General features: G+C 71.0%; 21 protein-coding genes and 1 tRNA gene. 10 read left to right on the top strand and 12 right to left on the bottom strand.

Features of this window, described 5'->3' with window-relative positions; all coding sequences use genetic code 11:
* Positions 1–16: 16 nt before the first annotated feature.
* A complete protein-coding gene (locus tag ACYVLJ_RS11745) occupies positions 17–658 on the bottom strand; it encodes a L,D-transpeptidase (RefSeq protein WP_460438599.1) in 642 nt (213 codons plus the stop codon).
* Positions 659–868: 210 nt separating this feature from the next.
* On the opposite strand from ACYVLJ_RS11745, the gene ACYVLJ_RS11740 reads away from it, so the two are divergent.
* Positions 869–1,378 carry a hypothetical protein gene (locus tag ACYVLJ_RS11740; protein ID WP_451969507.1) on the top strand — a complete coding sequence of 170 codons (510 nt, stop codon included), beginning with the start codon at positions 869–871 and terminating at the stop codon, positions 1,376–1,378.
* Here the strand turns inward: ACYVLJ_RS11740 and ACYVLJ_RS11735 are convergent.
* Together ACYVLJ_RS11735 and ACYVLJ_RS11730 are read right to left on the bottom strand one after the other, a co-directional pair.
* Positions 1,368–2,258, bottom strand: a complete 891-nt coding sequence (locus ACYVLJ_RS11735; RefSeq protein WP_451969509.1) for a serine/threonine-protein kinase — start codon at positions 2,256–2,258, stop codon at positions 1,368–1,370. The two genes, ACYVLJ_RS11740 and ACYVLJ_RS11735, sit on opposite strands and share 11 nt — an antisense overlap.
* Before the next feature lie 8 nt (positions 2,259–2,266).
* Positions 2,267–3,958 (bottom strand): HsdM family class I SAM-dependent methyltransferase, encoded by a 1,692-nt coding sequence (locus tag ACYVLJ_RS11730; protein ID WP_460438598.1) that lies wholly within the window; start codon positions 3,956–3,958, stop codon positions 2,267–2,269.
* Between the two features lie 76 nt (positions 3,959–4,034).
* Between ACYVLJ_RS11730 and ACYVLJ_RS11725 the strand changes: the two genes are divergently transcribed.
* From ACYVLJ_RS11725 to ACYVLJ_RS11700, 6 genes are all read left to right on the top strand, one after another.
* Positions 4,035–4,832: a PP2C family protein-serine/threonine phosphatase gene (locus ACYVLJ_RS11725; RefSeq protein ID WP_460438597.1), complete on the top strand. Its 798-nt coding sequence runs from the start codon at positions 4,035–4,037 to the stop codon at positions 4,830–4,832.
* 46 nt (positions 4,833–4,878) lie between these two features.
* A tRNA-Ser gene (locus ACYVLJ_RS11720) sits at positions 4,879–4,963 on the top strand.
* A 569-nt stretch (positions 4,964–5,532) separates the two neighbouring features.
* Positions 5,533–5,793, top strand: a complete 261-nt coding sequence (locus ACYVLJ_RS11715) for a hypothetical protein (protein WP_086677306.1) — start codon at positions 5,533–5,535, stop codon at positions 5,791–5,793.
* A gap of 4 nt (positions 5,794–5,797) precedes the next feature.
* Positions 5,798–6,043 carry a hypothetical protein gene (locus ACYVLJ_RS11710; protein WP_451969514.1) on the top strand — a complete coding sequence of 82 codons (246 nt, stop codon included), beginning with the start codon at positions 5,798–5,800 and terminating at the stop codon, positions 6,041–6,043.
* Between the two features lie 32 nt (positions 6,044–6,075).
* Complete coding sequence (locus tag ACYVLJ_RS11705; RefSeq protein ID WP_460438596.1) at positions 6,076–8,805, top strand: FtsK/SpoIIIE domain-containing protein; 2,730 nt, start codon at positions 6,076–6,078, stop codon at positions 8,803–8,805.
* Positions 8,802–9,206, top strand: a complete 405-nt coding sequence (locus ACYVLJ_RS11700) for a hypothetical protein (protein WP_451969516.1) — start codon at positions 8,802–8,804, stop codon at positions 9,204–9,206. The genes ACYVLJ_RS11705 and ACYVLJ_RS11700 overlap by 4 nt, the downstream gene beginning before the upstream one ends.
* On the opposite strand, the gene ACYVLJ_RS11695 is transcribed toward ACYVLJ_RS11700, so the two are convergent.
* The 6 genes from ACYVLJ_RS11695 to ACYVLJ_RS11670 all read right to left on the bottom strand — a co-directional run bounded on the left by ACYVLJ_RS11695 (position 9,203) and on the right by ACYVLJ_RS11670 (position 14,699).
* Positions 9,203–9,577 carry a YbaB/EbfC family DNA-binding protein gene (locus ACYVLJ_RS11695; RefSeq protein ID WP_460438595.1) on the bottom strand — a complete coding sequence of 125 codons (375 nt, stop codon included), beginning with the start codon at positions 9,575–9,577 and terminating at the stop codon, positions 9,203–9,205. The two genes, ACYVLJ_RS11700 and ACYVLJ_RS11695, sit on opposite strands and share 4 nt — an antisense overlap.
* Complete coding sequence (locus ACYVLJ_RS11690) at positions 9,574–9,939, bottom strand: hypothetical protein (protein WP_460438594.1); 366 nt, start codon at positions 9,937–9,939, stop codon at positions 9,574–9,576. The genes ACYVLJ_RS11695 and ACYVLJ_RS11690 overlap by 4 nt, the downstream gene beginning before the upstream one ends.
* Positions 9,906–10,484, bottom strand: coding sequence for a hypothetical protein (locus ACYVLJ_RS11685; RefSeq protein WP_460438593.1), 579 nt, complete (start codon positions 10,482–10,484; stop codon positions 9,906–9,908). Before ACYVLJ_RS11685 ends, ACYVLJ_RS11690 begins: the two co-directional genes overlap by 34 nt.
* Entirely contained in the window at positions 10,484–11,698 is a 1,215-nt protein-coding gene (locus ACYVLJ_RS11680) for a FliH/SctL family protein (protein WP_460438592.1), read from the bottom strand. The genes ACYVLJ_RS11685 and ACYVLJ_RS11680 overlap by 1 nt, the downstream gene beginning before the upstream one ends.
* The gene (locus ACYVLJ_RS11675; RefSeq protein ID WP_451969526.1) at positions 11,695–12,087 is read right to left on the bottom strand and encodes a hypothetical protein; all 393 of its coding nucleotides are present in this window, start codon (positions 12,085–12,087) and stop codon (positions 11,695–11,697) included. Before ACYVLJ_RS11675 ends, ACYVLJ_RS11680 begins: the two co-directional genes overlap by 4 nt.
* A gap of 134 nt (positions 12,088–12,221) precedes the next feature.
* A complete protein-coding gene (locus tag ACYVLJ_RS11670) occupies positions 12,222–14,699 on the bottom strand; it encodes an endonuclease/exonuclease/phosphatase family protein (protein WP_460438591.1) in 2,478 nt (825 codons plus the stop codon).
* Between the two features lie 126 nt (positions 14,700–14,825).
* Here ACYVLJ_RS11670 and ACYVLJ_RS11665 point away from each other — a divergent pair, with 126 nt between their 5' ends.
* On the top strand, positions 14,826–15,764 hold the full coding sequence (locus ACYVLJ_RS11665; protein ID WP_460438590.1) for a CapA family protein: 939 nt from the start codon (positions 14,826–14,828) through the stop codon (positions 15,762–15,764).
* A gap of 291 nt (positions 15,765–16,055) precedes the next feature.
* Here ACYVLJ_RS11665 and ACYVLJ_RS11660 read toward each other — a convergent pair whose 3' ends face one another.
* Complete coding sequence (locus ACYVLJ_RS11660; RefSeq protein ID WP_460438589.1) at positions 16,056–16,502, bottom strand: limonene-1,2-epoxide hydrolase family protein; 447 nt, start codon at positions 16,500–16,502, stop codon at positions 16,056–16,058.
* Between the two features lie 17 nt (positions 16,503–16,519).
* A complete protein-coding gene (locus ACYVLJ_RS11655) occupies positions 16,520–17,437 on the bottom strand; it encodes a TauD/TfdA dioxygenase family protein (RefSeq protein WP_460438588.1) in 918 nt (305 codons plus the stop codon).
* A gap of 323 nt (positions 17,438–17,760) precedes the next feature.
* On the opposite strand from ACYVLJ_RS11655, the gene ACYVLJ_RS11650 reads away from it, so the two are divergent.
* Together ACYVLJ_RS11650 and ACYVLJ_RS11645 are read left to right on the top strand one after the other, a co-directional pair.
* Positions 17,761–18,108 (top strand): hypothetical protein, encoded by a 348-nt coding sequence (locus tag ACYVLJ_RS11650; RefSeq protein WP_460438587.1) that lies wholly within the window; start codon positions 17,761–17,763, stop codon positions 18,106–18,108.
* A complete protein-coding gene (locus tag ACYVLJ_RS11645; protein ID WP_460438586.1) occupies positions 18,105–18,677 on the top strand; it encodes a hypothetical protein in 573 nt (190 codons plus the stop codon). The genes ACYVLJ_RS11650 and ACYVLJ_RS11645 overlap by 4 nt, the downstream gene beginning before the upstream one ends.
* Here the strand turns inward: ACYVLJ_RS11645 and ACYVLJ_RS11640 are convergent.
* The gene (locus tag ACYVLJ_RS11640) at positions 18,670–19,440 is read right to left on the bottom strand and encodes an SDR family oxidoreductase (RefSeq protein ID WP_460438585.1); all 771 of its coding nucleotides are present in this window, start codon (positions 19,438–19,440) and stop codon (positions 18,670–18,672) included. The two genes, ACYVLJ_RS11645 and ACYVLJ_RS11640, sit on opposite strands and share 8 nt — an antisense overlap.
* Positions 19,441–19,492 lie beyond the last annotated feature (52 nt).

Here is a 19,492-nt window from a genome sequence, read left to right as displayed (position 1 = left end):
ATTGGTCAAGGACCGTTTACGGAACCACCTGCACGATGTCACCGACGTGCAAGGTGGTGAAGAACTTCAGGGACGCGCCCGCCGACAGGTGGATGCAGCCGTGCGAGTACACCGAGAGACTGCCCGTGTGGAAGGCGTCACCGGGGTAGAAGAACACCGAATTCGGCATCTTCGCGTTGTCGAACTCCTTCGACAGGTGCACCTTCTCCTTCGAGAGGACGTGGAACGTGCCGGTCGGCGTCGGGTTGCTCTTGCGGCCCGGCAGCATCGGCACCGGCCCGTAGACGACCTTGCCGCCCTGCAGCAGCCACGCCTTGTGCGCGGAGATGTCGACGCAGGCGGCGGTGCCCGAAGACGCGGCCGCGGCGGCGCACGGCACCCCCGGGTCGCTCGCCGGGGGCTGCGGCTTGGGCTTCGGCTTGGCCGTGGTGGTCGGCGCCGGCTTCGCCGTGGTGGGCGCGGCGCTCGTCGAGGCCGGCGTCGCGCTGGTCGTGGTGGGGGCCGGAGTGGTGCTCGACGTCGTCGGCGTCCCCCCGCCGGTGCCGGCGGCGACGGCGCCACCGCCCGCGTTCGGCCCGCCCGCGGCCCCGCCGCCCGAGCAGGCGGCCAGCACGAAGGCGGTGGCCAGCGCGGCCGTTCCCGCCAGAAGCCTTTTCACGATCCGGTACCCCCATGCTCGATCATCGCGTTGCGAACACCCCTGAAGACGGCGATCACCCGGTCGAGGTTCGCCCCGGAAGGTCACGATTCGGTCAGCGTCCACCCTGGGGTTGAGATCGAGGTCCACCCGGGCCCGATCCGCGCGCCGACGAAACCGGGCCGCCGTTCGCCGATGCTGGGGGCACCTTCGAAACCAAGGAGCCCCGAAATGTCCAGCGCAGCGAACGTCCTGCTCTACGTGGTCATCGCCGCCTACGTCCTCTACAAGGTCGTGTACAAGCAGGTCCGCGGCACGCTGCTGAACCGCAAGACGCTCGTCGTGATGCCGCTGATCCTGGTCGCCGTCGGCGCGTACCTGACCGCGAAGGCGCTGCCCGGCGCGTCGGCCGCCGAGCTCGGGCTGCTCGCCGTGGACCTGGTCGTCCTCGCCGGGCTCGGGGTGCTGCGCAGCACGACGACCACGCTCAGCGAGCGCGGGGGCACGACGTTCCAGAAGGGGTCGGCCGTCACCGTCGGGCTGTGGCTGCTGACGATCGCGATCCGGGTGGGGCTCGTCGCCCTGGGCACGGCGCTCGGCGTCGCCGGGCCGCTGACCTCGGCGTCGATCGCGCTCACCCTGGGCGTCAGCATCGCGGTGCAGAACGCGACGACGTACTACCGCATCCAGCAGCGCGGCCTGCCGCTCGCCGAGCAGCGGCCGGCGGCGCTCAACCGCTGACGCGTCCCAGCATCCGGGCGTACATCCGGCCCGGGCTGGGCACGGACGGCGGCACGAGGAACCCCGGCAGCGGCGGCAGCGCGCCGACGAACGCGCCCAGCCGCTCGTACAGCACGGCCGCCCCGGGCGGCCGTGCTTCGGGGTCTTTCGCCAGCATCTCGGCGAGCAGCGCGTTGAGCTGCTTCGGGACGCCCGGCACGGGCGGCGGCAGCTCCTTGACCTGCCGCTCGAACACCGCGTACGCCGTGGGCCCGTCGAAGAGCCGCCGCCCGGTGAGCATCTCGTGCAGCACGCAACCCAATGCGTAGAGGTCGCTTCGCGGTTCGGCGCCGCCGCGCTGGATCTGCTCGGGCGCCATGTAGGACGGCGTCCCCAGCAGCTGCCCGGCCCGCGTGAACTGCGCGGCGTCGGCTTCGCGCAGCACGGCGAGGCCGAAGTCCATCACCTTGACCCCGCCGTCCGGGCCGAGCATCAGGTTGGACGGCTTGAGGTCGCGGTGGCACACCGCGAGGGCGTGGGCGGCGGTCAGCACCGCGCACGCCTGCGCCGTGATCGCCGCGGCCCACGGCACCGGCAGCGGCCCGTGCTCGGCGAGCAGGTCGGCCACCGTCACGCCGTCGACGAACTGCATGACCTGGAACAACCGGTCGTCGTGCGTGCCGTAGTCGTACAGCGTCGGTACGCCGGGGTGGTCGAGCGTCGCCAGGATCCGTGCTTCGCGCGCGAAGCGGGCTTCGAGCTCCTCGTCGCGGCCAGGCAGTCTCAGCAGCTTGATCGCCACGCGCCGACCCAGCCGGCGGTCGTGCCCGCCGTGCACCGCGCCCATCCCGCCGCGGCCGAGCGGCAGCTCGTCCAGCTCGTAGCGGTCGGCGATCAGCATCCGTTCCCCTATCGGCCCGGCGCGAGCCGTCCTTCGACAAGTCCAGCGAAGCCTAGCCGGACCAGCTCACGGCCCGTTTCCGCCGTCTCGCGCAGAACGGCGTCGAACTCGGCCAGCCGCCGGAAGACCCGGCCGTACTCGCGCTGGACGCCGATGGCGACGCGCGGGATCCGCACGCGCCTGCCGTCGATCCGGGTCGACGCCGACGCGGCGGGCAGGTCGGCCGCGCGCAGGCAGCCGGCCAGGAAGTCCGCGTCCAGCCGGTCCGGGTCGACGCGGTACACGGTGAGCCCGGGCCCGACCGGCTCATCTGGTCCACTGTGGACGTACGCGATCCCCGTCACGGACGCGACGACGTCGCCCGCCTCGGCCACCGGGTGGTCGGCGTCGGCGCGGGCCGCGTGCTTGACCTCGACGACACCGGCCTTGACGAGCTCGCCGACCGTCGTGAACGCCGGCTCGGTGTCCACCGCTTCGAGCGGCGGCAGCCGCGGGCTCAGTTCGGCGAACCGCGCTTGCACGGCCTGGAAAGCCCGGCCGAGGTCCTCGTCCCGGACGCGGCGCCGGGCCGGCGTGAGGTCGACGTCGTCGTCGAGCAGGTCGATGATCCGGACGCCGGATTCGGGGTGCTCGAGGAAGCCCCGCCACATATCGTCCACTGTGGACAGATCGTCGCCCGCCTCGCCGAGCAGGACCGTGGACGACGGGCGCCGCCCGGGCACCGGCCGCCGCAGCAGCCAGAGGTCGGGCCCCGCCGCCGTCAGCGTGACGACCGCGCGGACCGCGCCCGCGCGCAGCAGGTTGCCGCGGATGCGCTTGCCGCTGCGCCGCCCGGCCGCCGCGCCCGGCATCAGGATCGCCACCGTGCCCCCGGGTTCGACGTGCGCGAGGCAGTGCTGCACCCAGGCGAGCTCGGGCTCGCCGCGCGGCGGCAGGCCGTACTCCCAGCGCGCGTCGCCGACGAGCTCGTCGTGGCCCCAGGCCCGCTCGTTGAACGGCGGGTCGCACAACACGGCTTCGGCCGTCCGGCCGGCGAAGGCGTCATCGCGCAGCGCGTCGACCGCGTAGACCTCCGCCTCGAGGCCGCGCAGCCGCAGCCGCAGCGTCGCGATCGAGGCCGTCATCGGGTCACTGTCCTGTCCCAGCACGGTTTTCGCGCCGCTCGCCAGCGCGAGCGCGCCGAAGCCGCAGGCGGGGTCGAGGATCGTGGCCACCGGGCCGGCGAGCCGGGCCATCAGCTCGGCGACCGGCTCCGGCGTCGTCGACAACCGCCGCGAATGCGCTTCGAAGTAGCGGCGGCACAACAGTTCGAACGATTCGACCGGGCCGTCCCGGTGCGTCATCTCGCTGAGCAGGGTGATGAGCTCGGGGTCGTCCAGCCTGCTGTCGAAGGTGTCGAAGATCCCGGCCTGGAAAGCGAAGAAGACGCCCGCGCGGCTCACGCGCTCGGCCAGGCCGAGGTCGTCGCCCAGGGCACGAAGGCGCTGCCACGCGCGTTCACCGGCGGACAGTTCGAACTTCTTGCCCCGCGTGCGGAACCAGCCGGCGACGGCGGACAGGCCGAACAACGGGCTCGACGCCGTGCCGCCGACCGGCGGCGGGAAGTCCGGGTAGCGACGCCGCCAGTTGCTCACCGCGGCCCGGCCGACCCCGGCGAGCCGCGCGATGTCGGCCGCGCTGACCGTCGCGTCGTCGTCCATGCCGGAACTCTATCGGACAGTGCTCCATTCAGCCGAGTTGCTTGTGAACTCAGTCAACCAATGCTTTCATGGGATCATGACACACGATCGGTACGTCCTCCGGTACGCCGCGGGGTCGGACGTCGGCAAGCGACGCCAGGTCAACGAGGACTCGGTCTACGCGAGTTCCCGCCTGCTCGCCGTCGCCGACGGCATCGGGGGCCAGCCGCACGGCGAAGTCGCCAGCGCGACGGCGGTCGACGTGCTGCGCGAGCTCGACGTCGACCTCCGGCGGATCGACCTGACGGGCGTGGACCTGGCGGCGACGCTGTCCGGCGTGGTCAAGACCATCGACGAAAGACTGGCCGAGGTCGCCTCGAACGAGCCGACGACCGAAGGCATGGGCACCACGCTGACGGCGCTCCTCTTCGACGGCGTCGAGTTCGGCGCGGCCCACATCGGCGACTCCCGCGGCTACCTCCTGCGCGACGGCGACCTCCGCAAGCTGACCCGCGACCACACGCTCGTCCAGGCCCTGGTCGAAGACGGCCGCGTTGCGGCCGAAGACGCGGAGTCCCACCCACGGCGTTCGCTGCTGATGAAGGCGTTGCAGACAACCGGCTCCGCCGACCCCGACATCTGGACGTTCACCGCCCGCCCGGGCGACCGCTACCTGCTCTGCTCGGACGGCCTGAGCGGCCCGGTCAGCGAGCCCACCCTCCGCGACGTCCTGGCAGCGATCCCGGCCCCGGCCGACGCGATCCCGGAGCTGATCCGCCTGGCCAACGAAGGCGGCGGACCGGACAACATCACCTGCGTGGTGGCCGACGTCGCAGCGCCATCCGGGGCTTCGCCCCGAGCCGGGGGCTCCGCCACCCGGACCCCCACCGGCTGAGACCCACCTTCACGACGACGAACGACCATCCGGTATCGTCTCCTGCGGAGGATTGGCCGAGCGGCCTAAGGCGCACGCTTGGAAAGCGTGTTGGGTTCACGCCCTCGCAGGTTCGAATCCTGTATCCTCCGCCGTTTGATCAGGCGAAACGCCGGGCCTCGCGCCCGGCGTTTCGTCGTTCCGGCCGGAAACCGGTGGCCTGTCCCGAATCCGGCGCCTTCTCGCCGCGCGGGCCGCCACCTCGGCGACGGCGAAGGACCCCCGTCTGCCACCGATGGATCCGGCCCGGCGATGCTCGTGGGGCACCTGCGACAGCCTGGAATGTGAAATGGCTTCCTCGTTGCTTTCTTGCGCGCGTCTACGGTGAGTTACGAGCAGGGCTGCGCGAAGCCGGTTGCTCCGGTCGCGCTAGTCTCACCCTCAACCCGAGCCCGACCCTTCCAGAAAGGCCAGCAGTGGCACGAAAACCGCTGTGACCTGGGGTAGCGCTGGCCAGCGACTTCAGTGTGCGGACTTCGCGCAGGGACACCCCCTGCACGCACCGTGATCGGCCCGGCCCCGGACGTTCCCACGTCCGGGGCCTTGCTGATTCCGGACCCGTGATCACTCGGCACAGTCAGATGATCACGCTGAGTCGCTGGATCTGTTTCAATGGAATCCGCACCGTACGACCACCCAGATTTCGAGGAGTAGAGGCCCGATGGCCGGAGTCGAAGAGATCCGCGCTGGCATCGCACTCGCCAATGAAAAGGCGTCCGCGAGCATCGCCGCCCTGCAGCAGGCAGCGCAGTCTCTCGAAGAAGCCCAGCAGTCGCTTTCGCAGGCGACGCAGGGGAGCAGCCAGCACGAAGTCAGCCAGGCGCACGGACTCCTGGCGGAGGCCCTGCAGGGCATCAACGGCCTGCAGAGCACGGTCCAAGCGAGCATTTCCTCCGCCGACTCCTACTCGGCGCGTCTCTAGCGGGATGTCGCTCGCCGAACTCCACCAGCTGCTCACCGCTGCCGTGTCCGGGCTCGCCGACGCGCGCGCCCACTCCGAGCGGGCCACAAGCCTGCTCGGGGAAGCCCGGCAGGCGCTCGTGGACGCCCAGGCCAAGGCCGATCCCTGGCTCCCTTCGCAGTACGCGCAGGCCGGCGAGGGGCTGGACCAGCTCCTCGTCCGCCTGGCTTCTGCCGAAGACTTGGTGAGCGGATACCGGTCACGCCTGTAATCCTTTCAGGGACACCTTTTTTGGGGACGCCGATGGCCAACAAGTCAGCCGAGCAACGCAACCGGGTCGAAACCGCCCTCGACCGGGTCCGGCACCAGATCGGGCTGGTCCTGGGCGCGGCGGCCGGTGCGCGCCAAGCCGCGGAGGCCGACCTCGCCAAACTCGAGCTGGAGCGGGACATCGTCCGCGTCGGCATGAACCACGCCGGCACCGAGCAGCAGAACGAGTGGGCCCGGCACCCCGCCGCGCACGAGGTCTTCAGCGCGCTCGGCAGCGTGCGAAGCGCTTACTACACCGACTGGAGCCAAGGGCCGGCGACACTGCGCGAGCTCGTCGCGCAGAACGCGCCCGGCCCGGCCGGGCTGCCGCCGGGTGACTGGCTCGGCCGCGTCGGGCACAACCCCGGGATCACGTCACCGGGTCTGTGGCGGGTCGGTTCCGCGACCGCCGCGGGCGGTGACGCGACGCGGACGTTCGACGTCGCGGTCCCGCTGCTCGACGAATCGCACCTCGCGATCACGTCGGCGCCGAAGACGCGGCCCGTCATCGACGGCATCGTCCAGAACCTGCTGATCCGCGTGCTCTCGACGTTCGAACCCGGCGCGGTGCGCGTGCACCTGTGGGACATCGGGCAGCTCACCGCGATCCTGCCCGACCTCTACCCGCTGAGCCGCACGAGCGCGCTTTCGCTGTACGACCCGGGCCGGCTCGAGGACCTCCTCGACGAGCTGGCCGGTCACATCCGCCGCATCCACGCGACCGGCATGCAGGCGGGCCACACTTCGCTGCGGGAACTGCGCGTCGCCCGGGGGGAGCGGATCGAGCCGTTCCGCATCGCGGTGCTGTACGGCAACGGCGAAACCCTCGAACCGGAACGCGCCCGTGACCTCAAGCGCGTCGCGAGCGGTGCGCTGGCCGCGGGGATCTGCCTCATCATGATCGACGTGCCGACCGCCGTGAGCGCGTCGGTCGAGACGCTGAGCCTGATCGACGACCGGCAGGCGATCAGCAGCATGACCGGCACCGACCTGGCCGTGACGCTCGACCCGCCGATGCCGTCCGGGCAGGTCATCCGGGCCGCCGACCGGATCGCGGCGGCGCTGATCGCCAAGCAGGGCGGGCCGCGGGCGTTCGACGACCTGCTGCCGGCCGAGCTGGGGCACGAAAGTTCGGCGCGGGAGCTGCGCGCGCCGGTCGGGTTTTTCGAAGGCGAGCCGGTCGAGGTCGTCATCGGGGACGCGAGCCCGCACGCGCTGATCGGCGGACCGTCCGGTTCGGGCAAGACGAACTTCCTGTACGCGCTGCTCGGCAGCCTCGCGGCGCGGTACAGCCCGGAGGAGCTGGCGCTGTACCTGCTGGACTTCAAGGAAGGCGTCTCGTTCGCCGGGCTGGCGCCGGGCCGGAAGGACGCGAGCTGGCTGCCGCACGCGCGGCTGGTCGGCGTGAACGTCAACACCGACCGCGAGTTCGGCTTGGCACTGCTGCGGTTCCTGGCCGACGAACTGCGCCGGAGATCCGCGGCGGCGAAGGAGCACGAAGTCACGAACCTCGCCGACCTGCGCGAAGCCGACCCCGGCGGGCACTGGCCGCGGATCGTCGCGGTGATCGACGAGTTCCAGTACCTGTTCGCGGGCCGCGACCAGGTGACGGCCACCGCGACGCAGCTGCTCGAGGACATCGCGCGGCGAGGCCGTTCGCAGGGCATCCACCTGGTGCTGGCCAGCCAGGACGTCGCGGGCATCGAAGCCTTCTGGGGAAAGCCGGCGGTGTTCGAGCAGTGCACGCTGCGGATCGCGATGCCGAAGGCCCGGCGCGTGCTGGCCGAGACGAACAACGCGGCGGTGTCGGCGCCGAAGTGGCACTCCGTGATCAACCACGACTCCGGTGTCGCGCACGGCAACCAGCTGGCCCACATCCCGGACGCGAGCAGCAAGGACGTCTTCGTCCGGCTGCAGCACCGGTTGTGGGAAGAGTACGCGGGCCGCTTCCCGCGCCCGCGCCTGTTCGACGGCGCGCATTCGCCGGTCCTGGAACAGTTCCCGGCGTACGTGGACCTCAAGCCGAGCTCGCGGCCGCGGGCGCTGCTGGGCCAGTCCATCGACGTCACCGAGGCGGCGTGCGGCGTGGACCTCGCCTGGGCGCCGGGCCGCAACATCGCGGTGCTCGGATCGGCGACGGCCGAAGCACTGTCCATCATGGACTCCTCGGCGCGGTCGCTGGCGCGGCAGTACGAGCCGGGCGAGGTCGAGTTCGTCCTCGGCTGCACGATCGAGGCGTGCGCCCCGGCGGTGCTGGAACTGGCGGAGCGGCTACGCGCCGATGGCCACCACGCCACGCTGGTGGACGACCTGACGGCGACACTGGAGTCGATGACCGGCGCGCTGTCCGGCGGCGCGAAGATCCTGCTGCTGTACGGGGTCGACGCGGCTCTGCCGGCGTTGGAGGTCAAGGCGGTCGGCCAGCTGAAGAGCGGGCTCGACCACCTGCGCACGGTGCTGAAGCAAGGTCCGGGCCACGGCATCCACACGATCGGCTGGTGGCGCAGCATCGCGCGGTTGAAGGACACCCTGGGCTTCGCGGGCACGGACGACATCGGCACGTGGGCGGCCCTCGACGTCCAGGGCAACGAGCTGGCGCCGTTCGCGGCCGGCCAGGTGGTGCACTGGTCGCCACGCCCGGGCCGCGCGTTGTTCTTCGACCGCACGACGCACGGAGCCCCCGAAGTGATCATCCCGTTCCAGCGCCCGGAGAACGCCCAATGACGGACGACGGTGCCACCGCGGCCATGCGGTACAAGGAAATCATCGCGCTCTCGCGAGGCTCGGCGGAGAACCTGCGGGCGTGGGAACTGGCCCGCGCCGAGGAACTGGACGCGGAGATCGAGGAAGCCCAGAACGCGATCGAGGCGGCCGCGGAACGCGAAGCCAGGGCGGCCGAGCGGGCAACGCGCTGGTGGAAGATGGCCCTGCACAACATCCAGGGCCTGATGTGGCTCCCCCCGGGCGACGACCCCCGCCCGGTCACGACGGCGCGTGCGGCCTATTTGGAGCGTTACCTCGAGGAAGTCAAGCCCAGCTACCAGGAACTGGTACAGGCGGTACTGGCCTTGGGCTGGCGCGCCAAGCGAGCGGCGTCCAAGCGAGGCGAACCACCGGCTGTTTAGACGTCGAAGACGGTGTCGTAGGGCTCGTCGTCGGCCGGAGCGGGCCTGACCGGCCGAGCCGCGGGCGCACGGTGCGGCAGACTCTGCGGCGCCTCGGCCAGCGTTCCCCCGGCGGCAACGGCTTCCCGGATGACGGCGGTGATGGTCCGGCCGAGCGTGCCGGCGTCGAACCGCATGGCCTCGGGCGCGAGCCGGACCTCGGAGACGACCCCGCCCGGCCCGGCGAGCACGGTGACCGACCGATCGGGCGAGGTCACGGTCGTGTGGTTGGCGCCCGCGATGCCGGCGAGGATGCGCTGGTTGTCCGCCTTGCGGTCTTCGATCTGCTTGAGCTGCCAGCGCATTTCCTCGATCAGCTGCTCGTTGCTCATGGCCCCGTTCTCCCCGCCTGGTGCGGTGCGTAGAGGAACTCGTAGTACTTCCCGAATTGGTGCTCGACCAAGGCGTAGCCCCGGCTCTGCGCGACCCAGTGGAGATCGGCCCTGCTGATGCCGAACTCGGCCATGCGGATGGTGACCTTGTTCCGGCCGTCGAGCCGTGAGGCCAGGCGGGCCATCTGCTGTTCACGCGGCTGGGACCCCCGGTTGATCCGGATGATCGTCACTATCAGACTGGCAGCCAAGAGACCGCCGAGCACGACGGTCAAGAGCAGCAGGAGCAGCAGCGACCCCGCGCTGGTCGAGTGGGCGGCCGACACCATTACCGAGCCGCCTCGCCGCTGCGGAGGCTCCACGCCACCTTCGCCGTCGCCTCGGCGACCGCCGGCCAGGCGTCCTCCGACTCCGCGACCACGGACAGGATCACCACAGACCGGCCGTCCGGCAGCGGGATCTGGTATTCCGCCTTGATCTGAGTGCACACGTCCCGGCCGGGAGGGTGGAACTCACCGCCACTGATCGCGACGATCGCCGGGCCGATCGGGAGCCGGACCGGCTGCACCACCGCCCGCGTGTGCCGGCTCCGGTACTGCTCGGCCATCGCCGTCACGACGGCGTCCCGGCTGCCGGGCGCCGTCTCCGGCCACTGCGCCACGCCCAGCGTCAGGGTCGCGACGTCGCCCTTCCGACGGCCGACCGCGAACTTGCCGAACACCCGGATGCCGTTGGCCTGCATGGTCGGGACCAGGGCCATCAGGTAGCTGCCGAACTCCTCGACGGACTTCCCGGCGCCCGCCGCGACGTTTTCGGCGATGGTCCAGGCGTGGCCGCGGTTCATCTTGTCGTCGGTGCCCACCGGCATGCCCGCGAACCCGGGCGGCAGGTCGATCTGCAGAGGCATCAGTTCCACACCTCGTCTTCAGCGCGCTCACGACGTCGTTCGGGGGTGTTGTCGGCCTGAACTCCGGCCTGGGTCGCGTTGCCGACGGCGACGGCCACCCACGGCGCAGGCCCGGCGACGACAGACGAAGCCGCTGCCGCCCATTGGCCGGCGTCTTTGGGCAGCCAGTAGTTCTTGAAATCGTCGATGGGACCTTCGAAGTCCATCCCCGCCACCTCGGTCGCGGCATCGGTCTGGAACTGGGCCCCCACCGCTCCCAGGCCGATGGCTTTCATCGCGATTTCACCACCCGGTGGAAGGAAACTGCCGATCAAGGAAGTTCCCGTGCCGATGCCGTCGAAGATCAGGGTTTCCGGAGCGACATCGGCACCGGCCATCTTGGCCACGGCATGCCCCTCCAGTGCCGTGACCCCGAGACCCGTCGCGACGGCTCCCACCGCCAGGTTGACCGGCGGCGGCAGGAACTCACCGACGAGGCCGAGGACATTGCCGACGTCGCCCGCTACGTCCGAGAGCTTCGCGATCACCTCCGCGTGGTCCTGGACGAAGTCCCACGCCTGGGCAGCGCTGTCCGCCAGCGTGTTCGCCAGATCGCCCATCGCCCCGCCGACGGCGTCCGCCAGCTTGTCGAGGACGTCCGGCTCGTCCGGGGCCAGCTCCTTCGCCTTCCGCAGGGCCTCCGCGACCCTGGCCGCCGCCTCGCTGTGCTCCTGCTGGAGCTGCCTGGCCGCGTCCTGGATGTTCTGGCAGCCGTCGATCGCCGTTTGGAGTTGCCGGCCCGCGTTGTCCAGGAGGCGCTGGGCGATCTGGAGGGACTGCTGGTCCGGGAACGTGCGGTTCGCCAGGGCGAAGTCCGGGTTCGCGCGGGCCTGCTCGGCCGCCTTCGCCGCCGCTTGCGCGCGGGCCTCCAGGTCGGCCGCGCGTTTCTGCAGGTCGCCCAGGTCCCGGGACCAGCCCTCCAGGGCGTCCGCCGCCTCGCCCATCGACCGCGCCGCGCCCTCGAGGTACTGCGGGAGCGGGCCGATGCGGCGGGCGAACGACTCGCTCGCCTCGCCCTGCCAGATGCCCTGCTTGCGGACGATCTGCCGCAGCGAGTCGTCGGCCTCCGTCAGGTCCTTGCTCACCGCGCGGTACTTGCCCGCCAGGTCGGTGATGCCGTCCAGTTCGCCCGGCGCCGGGTCGAAGCCCAGGGCCGGGAAGTCGCGGGCGCTCACCGGCCGGTGCCGTTCAGGATGTCCGTGATGCCGCCCGTCGCGCCGCCGCCGACCATGCCACCGCCCGGCGCCGCGCCGCCGTCGCCCAGCACCGCCGAGCCGAACTTCGCCAGGTCGCCGCCGAACTGGGCCTCGATCCGCTCGTACTTCTGCTTAGCCTGCTTCAGCCGCTCGGTGATGTCCGACGCCGCCTCGCCGAGCCGGCCGATTCCGTAGCCCCAGGCCTCTTCGAACTCGACGCCCGCCTTGCCCAGGTCGGCGTTGCCCAGCGAGCCGAACGCCCCGCCGCCGCCGAGCTTCTTGTTGGCGTCGGCCATCCGGCCCGCCGCCGTGTCGAGGTCGTCGATGAGCTTGCCCAGCTCGTCGACCTTCACCGCGTATCCGTCCACGCCACCCTCCCCTGTGGGTCCGGTCAACACTAGGACGACCGTCAACTCTCCGGGGTTTCATCGTCACCCGAAGGGGCGAGTACGAGAAAGGCCACCATCGGGGCAACCCGATGGTGGCCTTTCGACGCCCGCGTTTACGGGAAGTACTTGCCGAGCAACTGCTCCAGGTAGTCGAGCAGGTCGTTGATCCCGTCCTGGATCGCGTTGCCCGCACTCGGCCGGAACCGGACCACCTGCGGGTCGTGGTCGCTCGCCTGGTCGGCGAACTCCGCGTTGATGTGGACGACGTCGTAGTCCACCCCGCGCGGCGCCGTCGACGCCAGGATGTGGTCCAGCACCTGCGACTGGCCCTCGAACACGTAGCTGTACCGCTCGGCCTCGGGCACCGACGCGATCAGGTCCTTCAGCGCGCCACCGGCGGTGAGCGTCTGGACCGCGGGCGAGAACGGGTAGTCGTTCAGGTCACCCGCCACCACGACGTTCGCGTTCTTGTCCGACGCCAGCAGCGAATCGACGAACCCGCGCAGCACCGTCGCCTGCTTCTGCCGCTGCACCTCGGAACTGCGCACCGGCGGCTGGAACCGCCCGTGCGTCGGCTGGTCGCCGCCCTTCGAGTTGAAGTGGTTGGCGATGACGAACACCGTGCGGCCCTTGAAGACGAACTCGCCGGCCAGCGGCTTGCGGCTCGCCGTCCAGGCGTCGTTCGTCGGGTCGACGCGGCCCGGCGACGCGGTCAGGTGCGTCTTGCCGTGGTCCTTCGTGACACCCACCGCGGTCGTCGACGTCCCGCCCGGACGGTCCACAAAGGACACACGCGCCGGGTTGAACAGGAACGCCACGCGGATGTTGCCGCCGGGCTGGCCGCCGTCCTGGTCGTTGACCGGGTCGATCGAACGCCACTGGTAGCGCGGCCCGCCCTTGGCGACGATCGCGTCGGTGAACTTCTGCAGCGTCTGGTCCGCAGCCACCGTGCCGTCGTCGGTCGCCCCCGTGTTGTCCTGGATCTCTTCCAGGTTCACGATGTCCGGCGTCGCCAGGTGCGTCACGATCGCCTCGCCGAGGCGGTCGTACTTCGCCTGCGGGTCGCTCGGCGCCAGGTTCTCGACGTTGTACGTCGCGACGGCCAGCTCGCCCGACCGCTGCTTGCGCGTGGTCTCGGCCTGCAGCCCGTTGTCCTTTTCGGTGCCGAGCACGCTGGCGAACAGCGTGTAGCCGCCGAAGTTGCTGTACTCGACCGGGCCCGACGTGGTGCCCGTCAGCACGTCACCGACGTTGAGCTTCGGGAACGGCCGCTGGTCGAACGGGATCAGCGACGAAACCTTCATGACGCCGGAGTTCAGCTGGTCGTAGCCGAGGTAGACGCTGCCGCCGCGCACGGACTCGTGCTGGTCCGGCTTGGACGTCACGTACAGCTCGTTGAACGAGTTCGACGGGCCGACGACCCGCGCGTCGCTGACCGAAACGATCTCGCTCTCGTGCGACTCCCAGAAGTCCAGCGCGTACTTCGTGGGCTCCAGCGGGAGCGGCTCGATGTTGCCGCCGGGCGACGGCGCGTACGTCGTCGGCACGGTGTCGGGGTTGAGCACGGTCGGGGCGGGCAGGGCGTTCCCGTGCGACCCGACCGTCCACTGTGCACTGATCAGCTCGGTGAGCGACTGGTAGTTCGACGTCGCGGGCGCGTCCGGGTAGAACTCGCGGACGGTGCCGGTCGCGGTCACCGCGTCGCCGACGGCCACCGCCGGGCTGGTCGAGCCGGTGAACACGAACAGGCCCTCGCTGGTACGCGGGTCGTTGTCCGGGTTCGGGTCGGTGAGCCAGAAACCGCGCGACGAGCCGAACGTCCTGGTCGCGGTGACGACGCCGGTGACGTCGCTGACCTTCTTGTCCTTGAACGGCGAAATGCGCGTGGTGCCCTGGATGTCGTGGATCTTCGCCGGGGTCCCGGGGTCGCCGGGGGTGCCGCCGCCGGTCGTCTCGCCCTTGGTGTTGGTCGGGGTCGGGTCGCCGACCGCGAAGTCGGCGGCGTTGTCGTCGGTGTCGGCCAGCGACGCGGCGCGCGCGACGGACGTCGTGTTGGACGGCGCGGCGGTCGGATTGCCCTCGCGCACGGTGGCCGCGCCGAACCCGACGAGGTCCTTGACGCGCGTGTCGGCAGCGCAGTCCGCGGCGGTCTTGCAGGTCAGGGCGGTCGTGCCGGAGACGAGGGCGACCGTGCCCGCGGTCGCCGACATCGCGATCGCGCCGGTCGCGTCCGGCGTCGGCAGTGCGACCGTGCCGCCGCTGCCCTTGCCCTCGGCCACGAGGTAGCGCCCGCCCGGCGCGACGCTGCCGGCCAGCTGCGTCACCTGCCAGGTGCTGGACGCGCTCGGCGAACCGGGCAGGTACTGGACGCTGAAGCCGTCGACGCTCGTGGCGGCAGTACCGTGGTTGGCGAGCTCGACGAAGTCGTTGGTCAACGTGGCGCCGGAGTTGCCGCCACCGCCGTAGACCTCGGCGATGACCGCGTCGGCGCTCGGTGCCGCCAGCGCCGCCGGTGCGGCCACGCCGCCGAGCACGAGGCCCGACGTGACGGCCGCGGTGAACGCGGCCTTGCCTCTGTGGGTCTTGGTCACCCTGAGTCCCCTTTGTGCTTGAACAGTCGTGGCATAGTCCCCCGAACAAGTGAGGAGGAGGAAGACAAAGGTGCAACGATTCGTAACAACTACTTTCGTCGTCACTCGTTCGGCAGAGCAGGTTTCGTGATCACGCTCGTACTCGGCGGAGACGTCAACATTCAGGGCCGCGCGAAGCCGTCGACCGCCTTCGCGGGACTGGATCCGCTGCTCAAGGGGGCCGACGTCCGGTTCGTGAACCTCGAAGGCCCGCTCGACGCGGCGATGGCCGAAGCGCTGACGTCGCCCCGCATCGACGTCGTGTCGTGCGCCAACGACCTCACCCACCCGCCGAGCCTCGCCGTGCTCGACGCCGCGGGGGTCGCGCACTGCGGCGCCGGCCCGAACCTCGATGCCGCGCACGCACCCGCCGTGCTCGAGCGCTCCGGCGAGAAGGTCGCGTTCCTCGCCTACACCTCACTTCGCCCTCATGGCGCGCCGCTCGACTTCCCGGGTGTCGCGCAAGCGTTTGCGACCACGGCTTACCAGCCCGATCCGCGCGTCGCGGAGATCCCGGGGCGGCCGCCACTGGTCCGCACGGCACCCGTGCCCGAGCACCTCGACCGGCTCGTCGCCGACGTCAGGCGCGCGAAGCAGGACAACGACCACGTCGTCGTCTCGATGCACTGGGGCCTGCCGGGGCCCGAACTCGCGGAATACCAGGTCACCTACGGCCGCGCCGCGATCGACGCCGGCGCCGACCTGGTCGCCGGGCACGGGCCGCACACCGTCCAGGCCGTCGAGGTGTACCGCGGCCGGCCGATCCTCTACAGCCTCGGCAACCTCGTCTTCGACTGGCCGGCGATGCGCGGCCGGCACGTCGACGGGCTGCTGGCGGGCTGCATGTTCGGCGACGAGCCGCGGCTCGAGCTGATCCCGGTGCGCCGCACCACCGGCAACGAGTGCGAACCGCTCGCCGGGGACGAAGCGGGCACGGTGCTGCAGTACGTCGCGGATCTTTCGGCTCGGCGCTCGACGAACGTCTCCATCAGGGACGGAATCGCGTCCGTAGCCGTTGGCGCGTAACCGAACGCGCGCGGGCGGTGACAGGATCTGGCGCGCCTGTCACCCATCCGGCGCATCTGCCTTAAATGCTCCCTAAGGACCGGAACAAGCCGCGTGAAGCGGCGGTACGGTCTGCGAGAGCCGCCGGAAAAGTGGCACAGACCACTCCTCGACAGCTCTCGATCGGCACGACGCGGGGGGAGGGAGAACGGTCATGTGGGGGCTGGTTGTTCTCAGCTGCGTGTTCGTGCTGGTGCTGGGGATAGCCGCGGTCGTGGACCTCAAGGACCACGACCGCGGCGAGCACCACGTCTAGCGCACGGCCTGCTTCGCTTTGTAGCGGCCGAAAAGCGTCCTCGCGCCGGCGAGCGCGACGCGCCCGGCGCCCTTCGCGCTCGCGGCCAGGACCGTCGTCCAGTCGAAGTAGTCGCGCCACAGCACGATCCGGCCGCCTTCGACCTCGAACGTGCCGCACACCCAGAACTCCGCCTCCCACGCGCCGCGGCGCAGCACGTCGGTGCGTTCGGTGAGCACGACGTTGCCGTCCGCGGCTATGTGGTGCGTGCGCGCCTCGAACCCGGACCCGAACCGGGCCATCAGACGCAGTTGCTTCTCGACCGCCGCGACGCCGCGGGCGGGCGGCAACGGCACGTTCTGGTACACGATGTCGGTCGCCGCGAACGTCAGCGCGCGGTCGATGTCGAGGTCCTCGAGGGCCTTCAGGAAACCGGTCACCACTGCCTGGGGTTGTTCGGTCATGGCCCCCAGGCTAGGGCTCAGTACGGCCGGTCGCCCGCGATGGCGACGCGCTCCGCGATCCGGACGTGCGGGTGGTAGTCGTTGACCGCGTAGTGCTGCGTCGCGCGGTTGTCCCAGAACGCCACCGAATTCGGCCGCCAGCTGAACCGGACCTGGAACTCCGGCGTGTGGGCCTGCAGGAACAGGTACCGCAGCAGCCGGTCGCTCTCGGCGCGGTCCAGGCCGACGATGTGCGTCGTGAACGCCTGGTTGACGAACAGGGTGCGCCGCCCGGTCTCCGGGTGCGTCCGGACCACCGGGTGCTCGACGGGCGGGAACTGCTCTTGCCACTGCGCTAGGAGCGCGGGATCGGAGAACCGGTCGAACCCGGGGAGGTAGTCGTGCACGGCGGTGAGCCCGTCGATGCGGGCGCGGACGTCTTCGGGCAGGTTGTCGTACGCGGCGGCCATGTCGGCCCACAGCGTGTCGCCGCCGACCGGCGGCACCTCGATCAGCCGCAGCACCGAGCCGAGCGCCGGCTTCGGCCGCCAGGTGACGTCGACGTGCCAGATGTTCTCGTAGCCCGGCATGGCGGCGGTGCGCTCGAAGCGCGTGACGGCCTCGTCGTCGCCCTTCGGGATGAACGGGTTGGTCTCCAGCTCGCCCCAGTTCGCGGCGAACGCACGCTGCTGCGCCGACGTGATGTCCTGGTCGCGGAAGAAAAGCACCTTCCACGCGAGCAGCGCGCGGTTGAGCTCTTCGCGCAGTTCGGGCGTGAGCGGCCGGCCGAGGTCGACGCCGTCGATCTCGGCGCCGATCACCCGGCCCAGCGGGCGGAGGGTGAACAGCTCGTACTTTTCCTGCGGTTCCCGCAGGATTCGCGGACCTTCGACGATGCCATCGGCGGGCGTGACGGCTTCGCGCAGCTGAATCCGGGCAGGGAGGTCTACGGACATGGCTGTGCTCCAAGGGTTTTCGGAAGGATTCGGACGCCGGGACTCGCGTCAGGCAGGGGGCGAGCCCAGGCGGCCGCGGCGCAGCAGGAGCTCCACGGTGCCTTCTCCGACCGACCGCTCGGAAGCGCGGCCGAGCCACCGGACAGGCGTGCTTTCCGAGGTGGCGGGCATGCGTTCATGGTGGCTTTCTTCCCGAGTTGCGGTCAAGACGTCCACTTGGTGGAACGCGTCAACGCCGCAGGTCACCGCGATGCGGGCGGCCGGGGAGCATTTGGCAAGATCTTCCACGATCGGGTGAGCGCCCATGGACGACGGAGGTCCCCATGCCGGACGGCAGAGGCTCGCGGATCGACGGTGACATCCCGGTGCTTCGGAACCTCCCGAAGCGGCCGGACCGGCTGCGCGCCGCCGCCGACCTGCTCGACCAGGCCGCGGCCGCCGACGACAAGGCAGCGGGGCGGTTCGCCGAAGCCCGCGTCGACTCGACGCCGTTCGGCATCTCGGGTCAGGCTCGCGAGCTCGCGGCGCGCTGGTCGTCGGCCTTGGCGGCGTGCGAAGCCGACGCGCGCGTCCTCGGCGACGCGACGTCCGACCTGGCGGGCCGGCTGCGCATGGCGGCCGAAAGCCGCCGGAGCACCGGCTTCCGGGGGCGGATCGCGGTGGCGCCGTGACCGCTCCGCTGTTCGAGCACCCGGCCCTGACCGTGGCGGCCGCCGAGTTGGCACCGCTGCGCGCGGCGGCGGGCCGCGTCGGCGCCCCGGACCCGGTGACGGCCCTGCGCCACCTGGACTGCTCGCCGGCCGCGATCCGCCGGTCCGCGTCGACGGTCGACGCCGGCGCGCTGGTGGTGACGTCGGCCCAGGCGGAGTTCCGCGCGGGCGTCGAAGCCGCGGAAACCGGCGGCAGCGCGGAAACGTTCGGCACGTGGGCGGACACAGTGGACGATCAGTACGCGGCGGCGGCTCGCGCCGCCGCGGAGACGGCCGCGCTGGGCGCCGAAATCGCCACGCGCCTGGACGACCTGGCGGTGTCGGCGTCGACGGAGGTCCGCGAACTGGCGTCCGCCGCCTCGACGGCGGTGTCGGCGGTGCTGACGGGCGACCGTTCGGCCGAGGTGGTGAGCACGGTCAGCACGACGTGCGCGGCGGTGGTCCGGACGGTGTCCACGAAGATCGCGTCGCTGTCGTCGTTGGTCGCGGAGCTGGAGCCGCTGACCGCGCCGGTCGTCGAGCTCAGCTGAGCCGTTCGCGCGCCCAGGCGTCGAACGACCGGGCGGGGTGCCCGGTGACCCTGGCGACGTCGAGCGAGACGGGTTCCGGGTCGTCGACCAGTGAAGCCCAGTAAGGCAGGGCGCTTTCCGCGAATTCCCTGCCCAAGTGCCGGGTCGCTTCGTCCAGGGGTTGTTCTTCCCATTCCGCGGGTGTTCCGAGCACGTCGCCGATGATCCTGACCTGGTCGGCCTGGGTGAGCGCTTCGGGCCCGGTGACGAGGTAGATCCGTCGGGCGTGGTCTTCGGTGAAGGCTTTGACGGCCATGTCGGCGACGTCCCGTTCGTGCACGAGGGAGCGCCTGGCCCGGCCGTAGGGCGCCCGGACTTTGCCGGTTTTCGCCTGCGGCACCCAGCCGAGCGTGTTGGCGGCGAGGCCGGTGACGCGGAGGAAGGTCCAGTCGCCGGTGACCTTCGTGATCGCTTCTTCCACTTCACCCCAGAAACCACCGTCCTCCGCCGCGGCGGCGGAGAGGTAGACGATCTTCTTGTCCCTGAAGGGTTTTACGGCTTTGTCGATTCCGTCCGCGGTGAAGAAGGGCCAGAGGAAGTAGACGGCGTCCACGTCCCGCGCGGCTTCGGCGGGATCGGTGATGTCGCCTTGGACGACGTCGGCGCCTTCGGGAGCCCTGGCGCGGTCACGGACGAGCACCCTGGTTTCGATGCCCGCGTCCAGCAACCCCGCGACGACGTGGCGCCCGGTGGTCCCGGTGGCGCCGGTGACGAGGACCTTCATGGCGTGCTCCTTCGTGGTCAGGTGGTGCCGACCACGCTCACACTTCGAGGGC

Source organism: Amycolatopsis stemonae (assembly GCF_054781455.1).
The sequence above is the reverse complement of the archived record's forward strand: the minus strand, read 5'-3'. Positions and strand labels throughout refer to the sequence as shown.

Coding starts and splice junctions, on each gene's coding strand:
- ACYVLJ_RS11705 (WP_460438596.1), top strand. CDS start 6,076: ATGGCCAACAAGTCAGCCGAGCAACGCAACCGGGTCGAAACCGCCCTC.
- ACYVLJ_RS11700 (WP_451969516.1), top strand. CDS start 8,802: ATGACGGACGACGGTGCCACCGCGGCCATGCGGTACAAGGAAATCATC.
- ACYVLJ_RS11695 (WP_460438595.1), bottom strand. CDS start 9,577: ATGAGCAACGAGCAGCTGATCGAGGAAATGCGCTGGCAGCTCAAGCAG.
- ACYVLJ_RS11655 (WP_460438588.1), bottom strand. CDS start 17,437: ATGTCCGTAGACCTCCCTGCCCGGATTCAGCTGCGCGAAGCCGTCACG.
- ACYVLJ_RS11740 (WP_451969507.1), top strand. CDS start 869: ATGTCCAGCGCAGCGAACGTCCTGCTCTACGTGGTCATCGCCGCCTAC.
- ACYVLJ_RS11650 (WP_460438587.1), top strand. CDS start 17,761: ATGCCGGACGGCAGAGGCTCGCGGATCGACGGTGACATCCCGGTGCTT.
- ACYVLJ_RS11685 (WP_460438593.1), bottom strand. CDS start 10,484: ATGCCTCTGCAGATCGACCTGCCGCCCGGGTTCGCGGGCATGCCGGTG.
- ACYVLJ_RS11660 (WP_460438589.1), bottom strand. CDS start 16,502: ATGACCGAACAACCCCAGGCAGTGGTGACCGGTTTCCTGAAGGCCCTC.
- ACYVLJ_RS11715 (WP_086677306.1), top strand. CDS start 5,533: ATGGCCGGAGTCGAAGAGATCCGCGCTGGCATCGCACTCGCCAATGAA.
- ACYVLJ_RS11735 (WP_451969509.1), bottom strand. CDS start 2,258: ATGCTGATCGCCGACCGCTACGAGCTGGACGAGCTGCCGCTCGGCCGC.
- ACYVLJ_RS11725 (WP_460438597.1), top strand. CDS start 4,035: ATGACACACGATCGGTACGTCCTCCGGTACGCCGCGGGGTCGGACGTC.
- ACYVLJ_RS11640 (WP_460438585.1), bottom strand. CDS start 19,440: ATGAAGGTCCTCGTCACCGGCGCCACCGGGACCACCGGGCGCCACGTC.
- ACYVLJ_RS11710 (WP_451969514.1), top strand. CDS start 5,798: ATGTCGCTCGCCGAACTCCACCAGCTGCTCACCGCTGCCGTGTCCGGG.
- ACYVLJ_RS11730 (WP_460438598.1), bottom strand. CDS start 3,958: ATGGACGACGACGCGACGGTCAGCGCGGCCGACATCGCGCGGCTCGCC.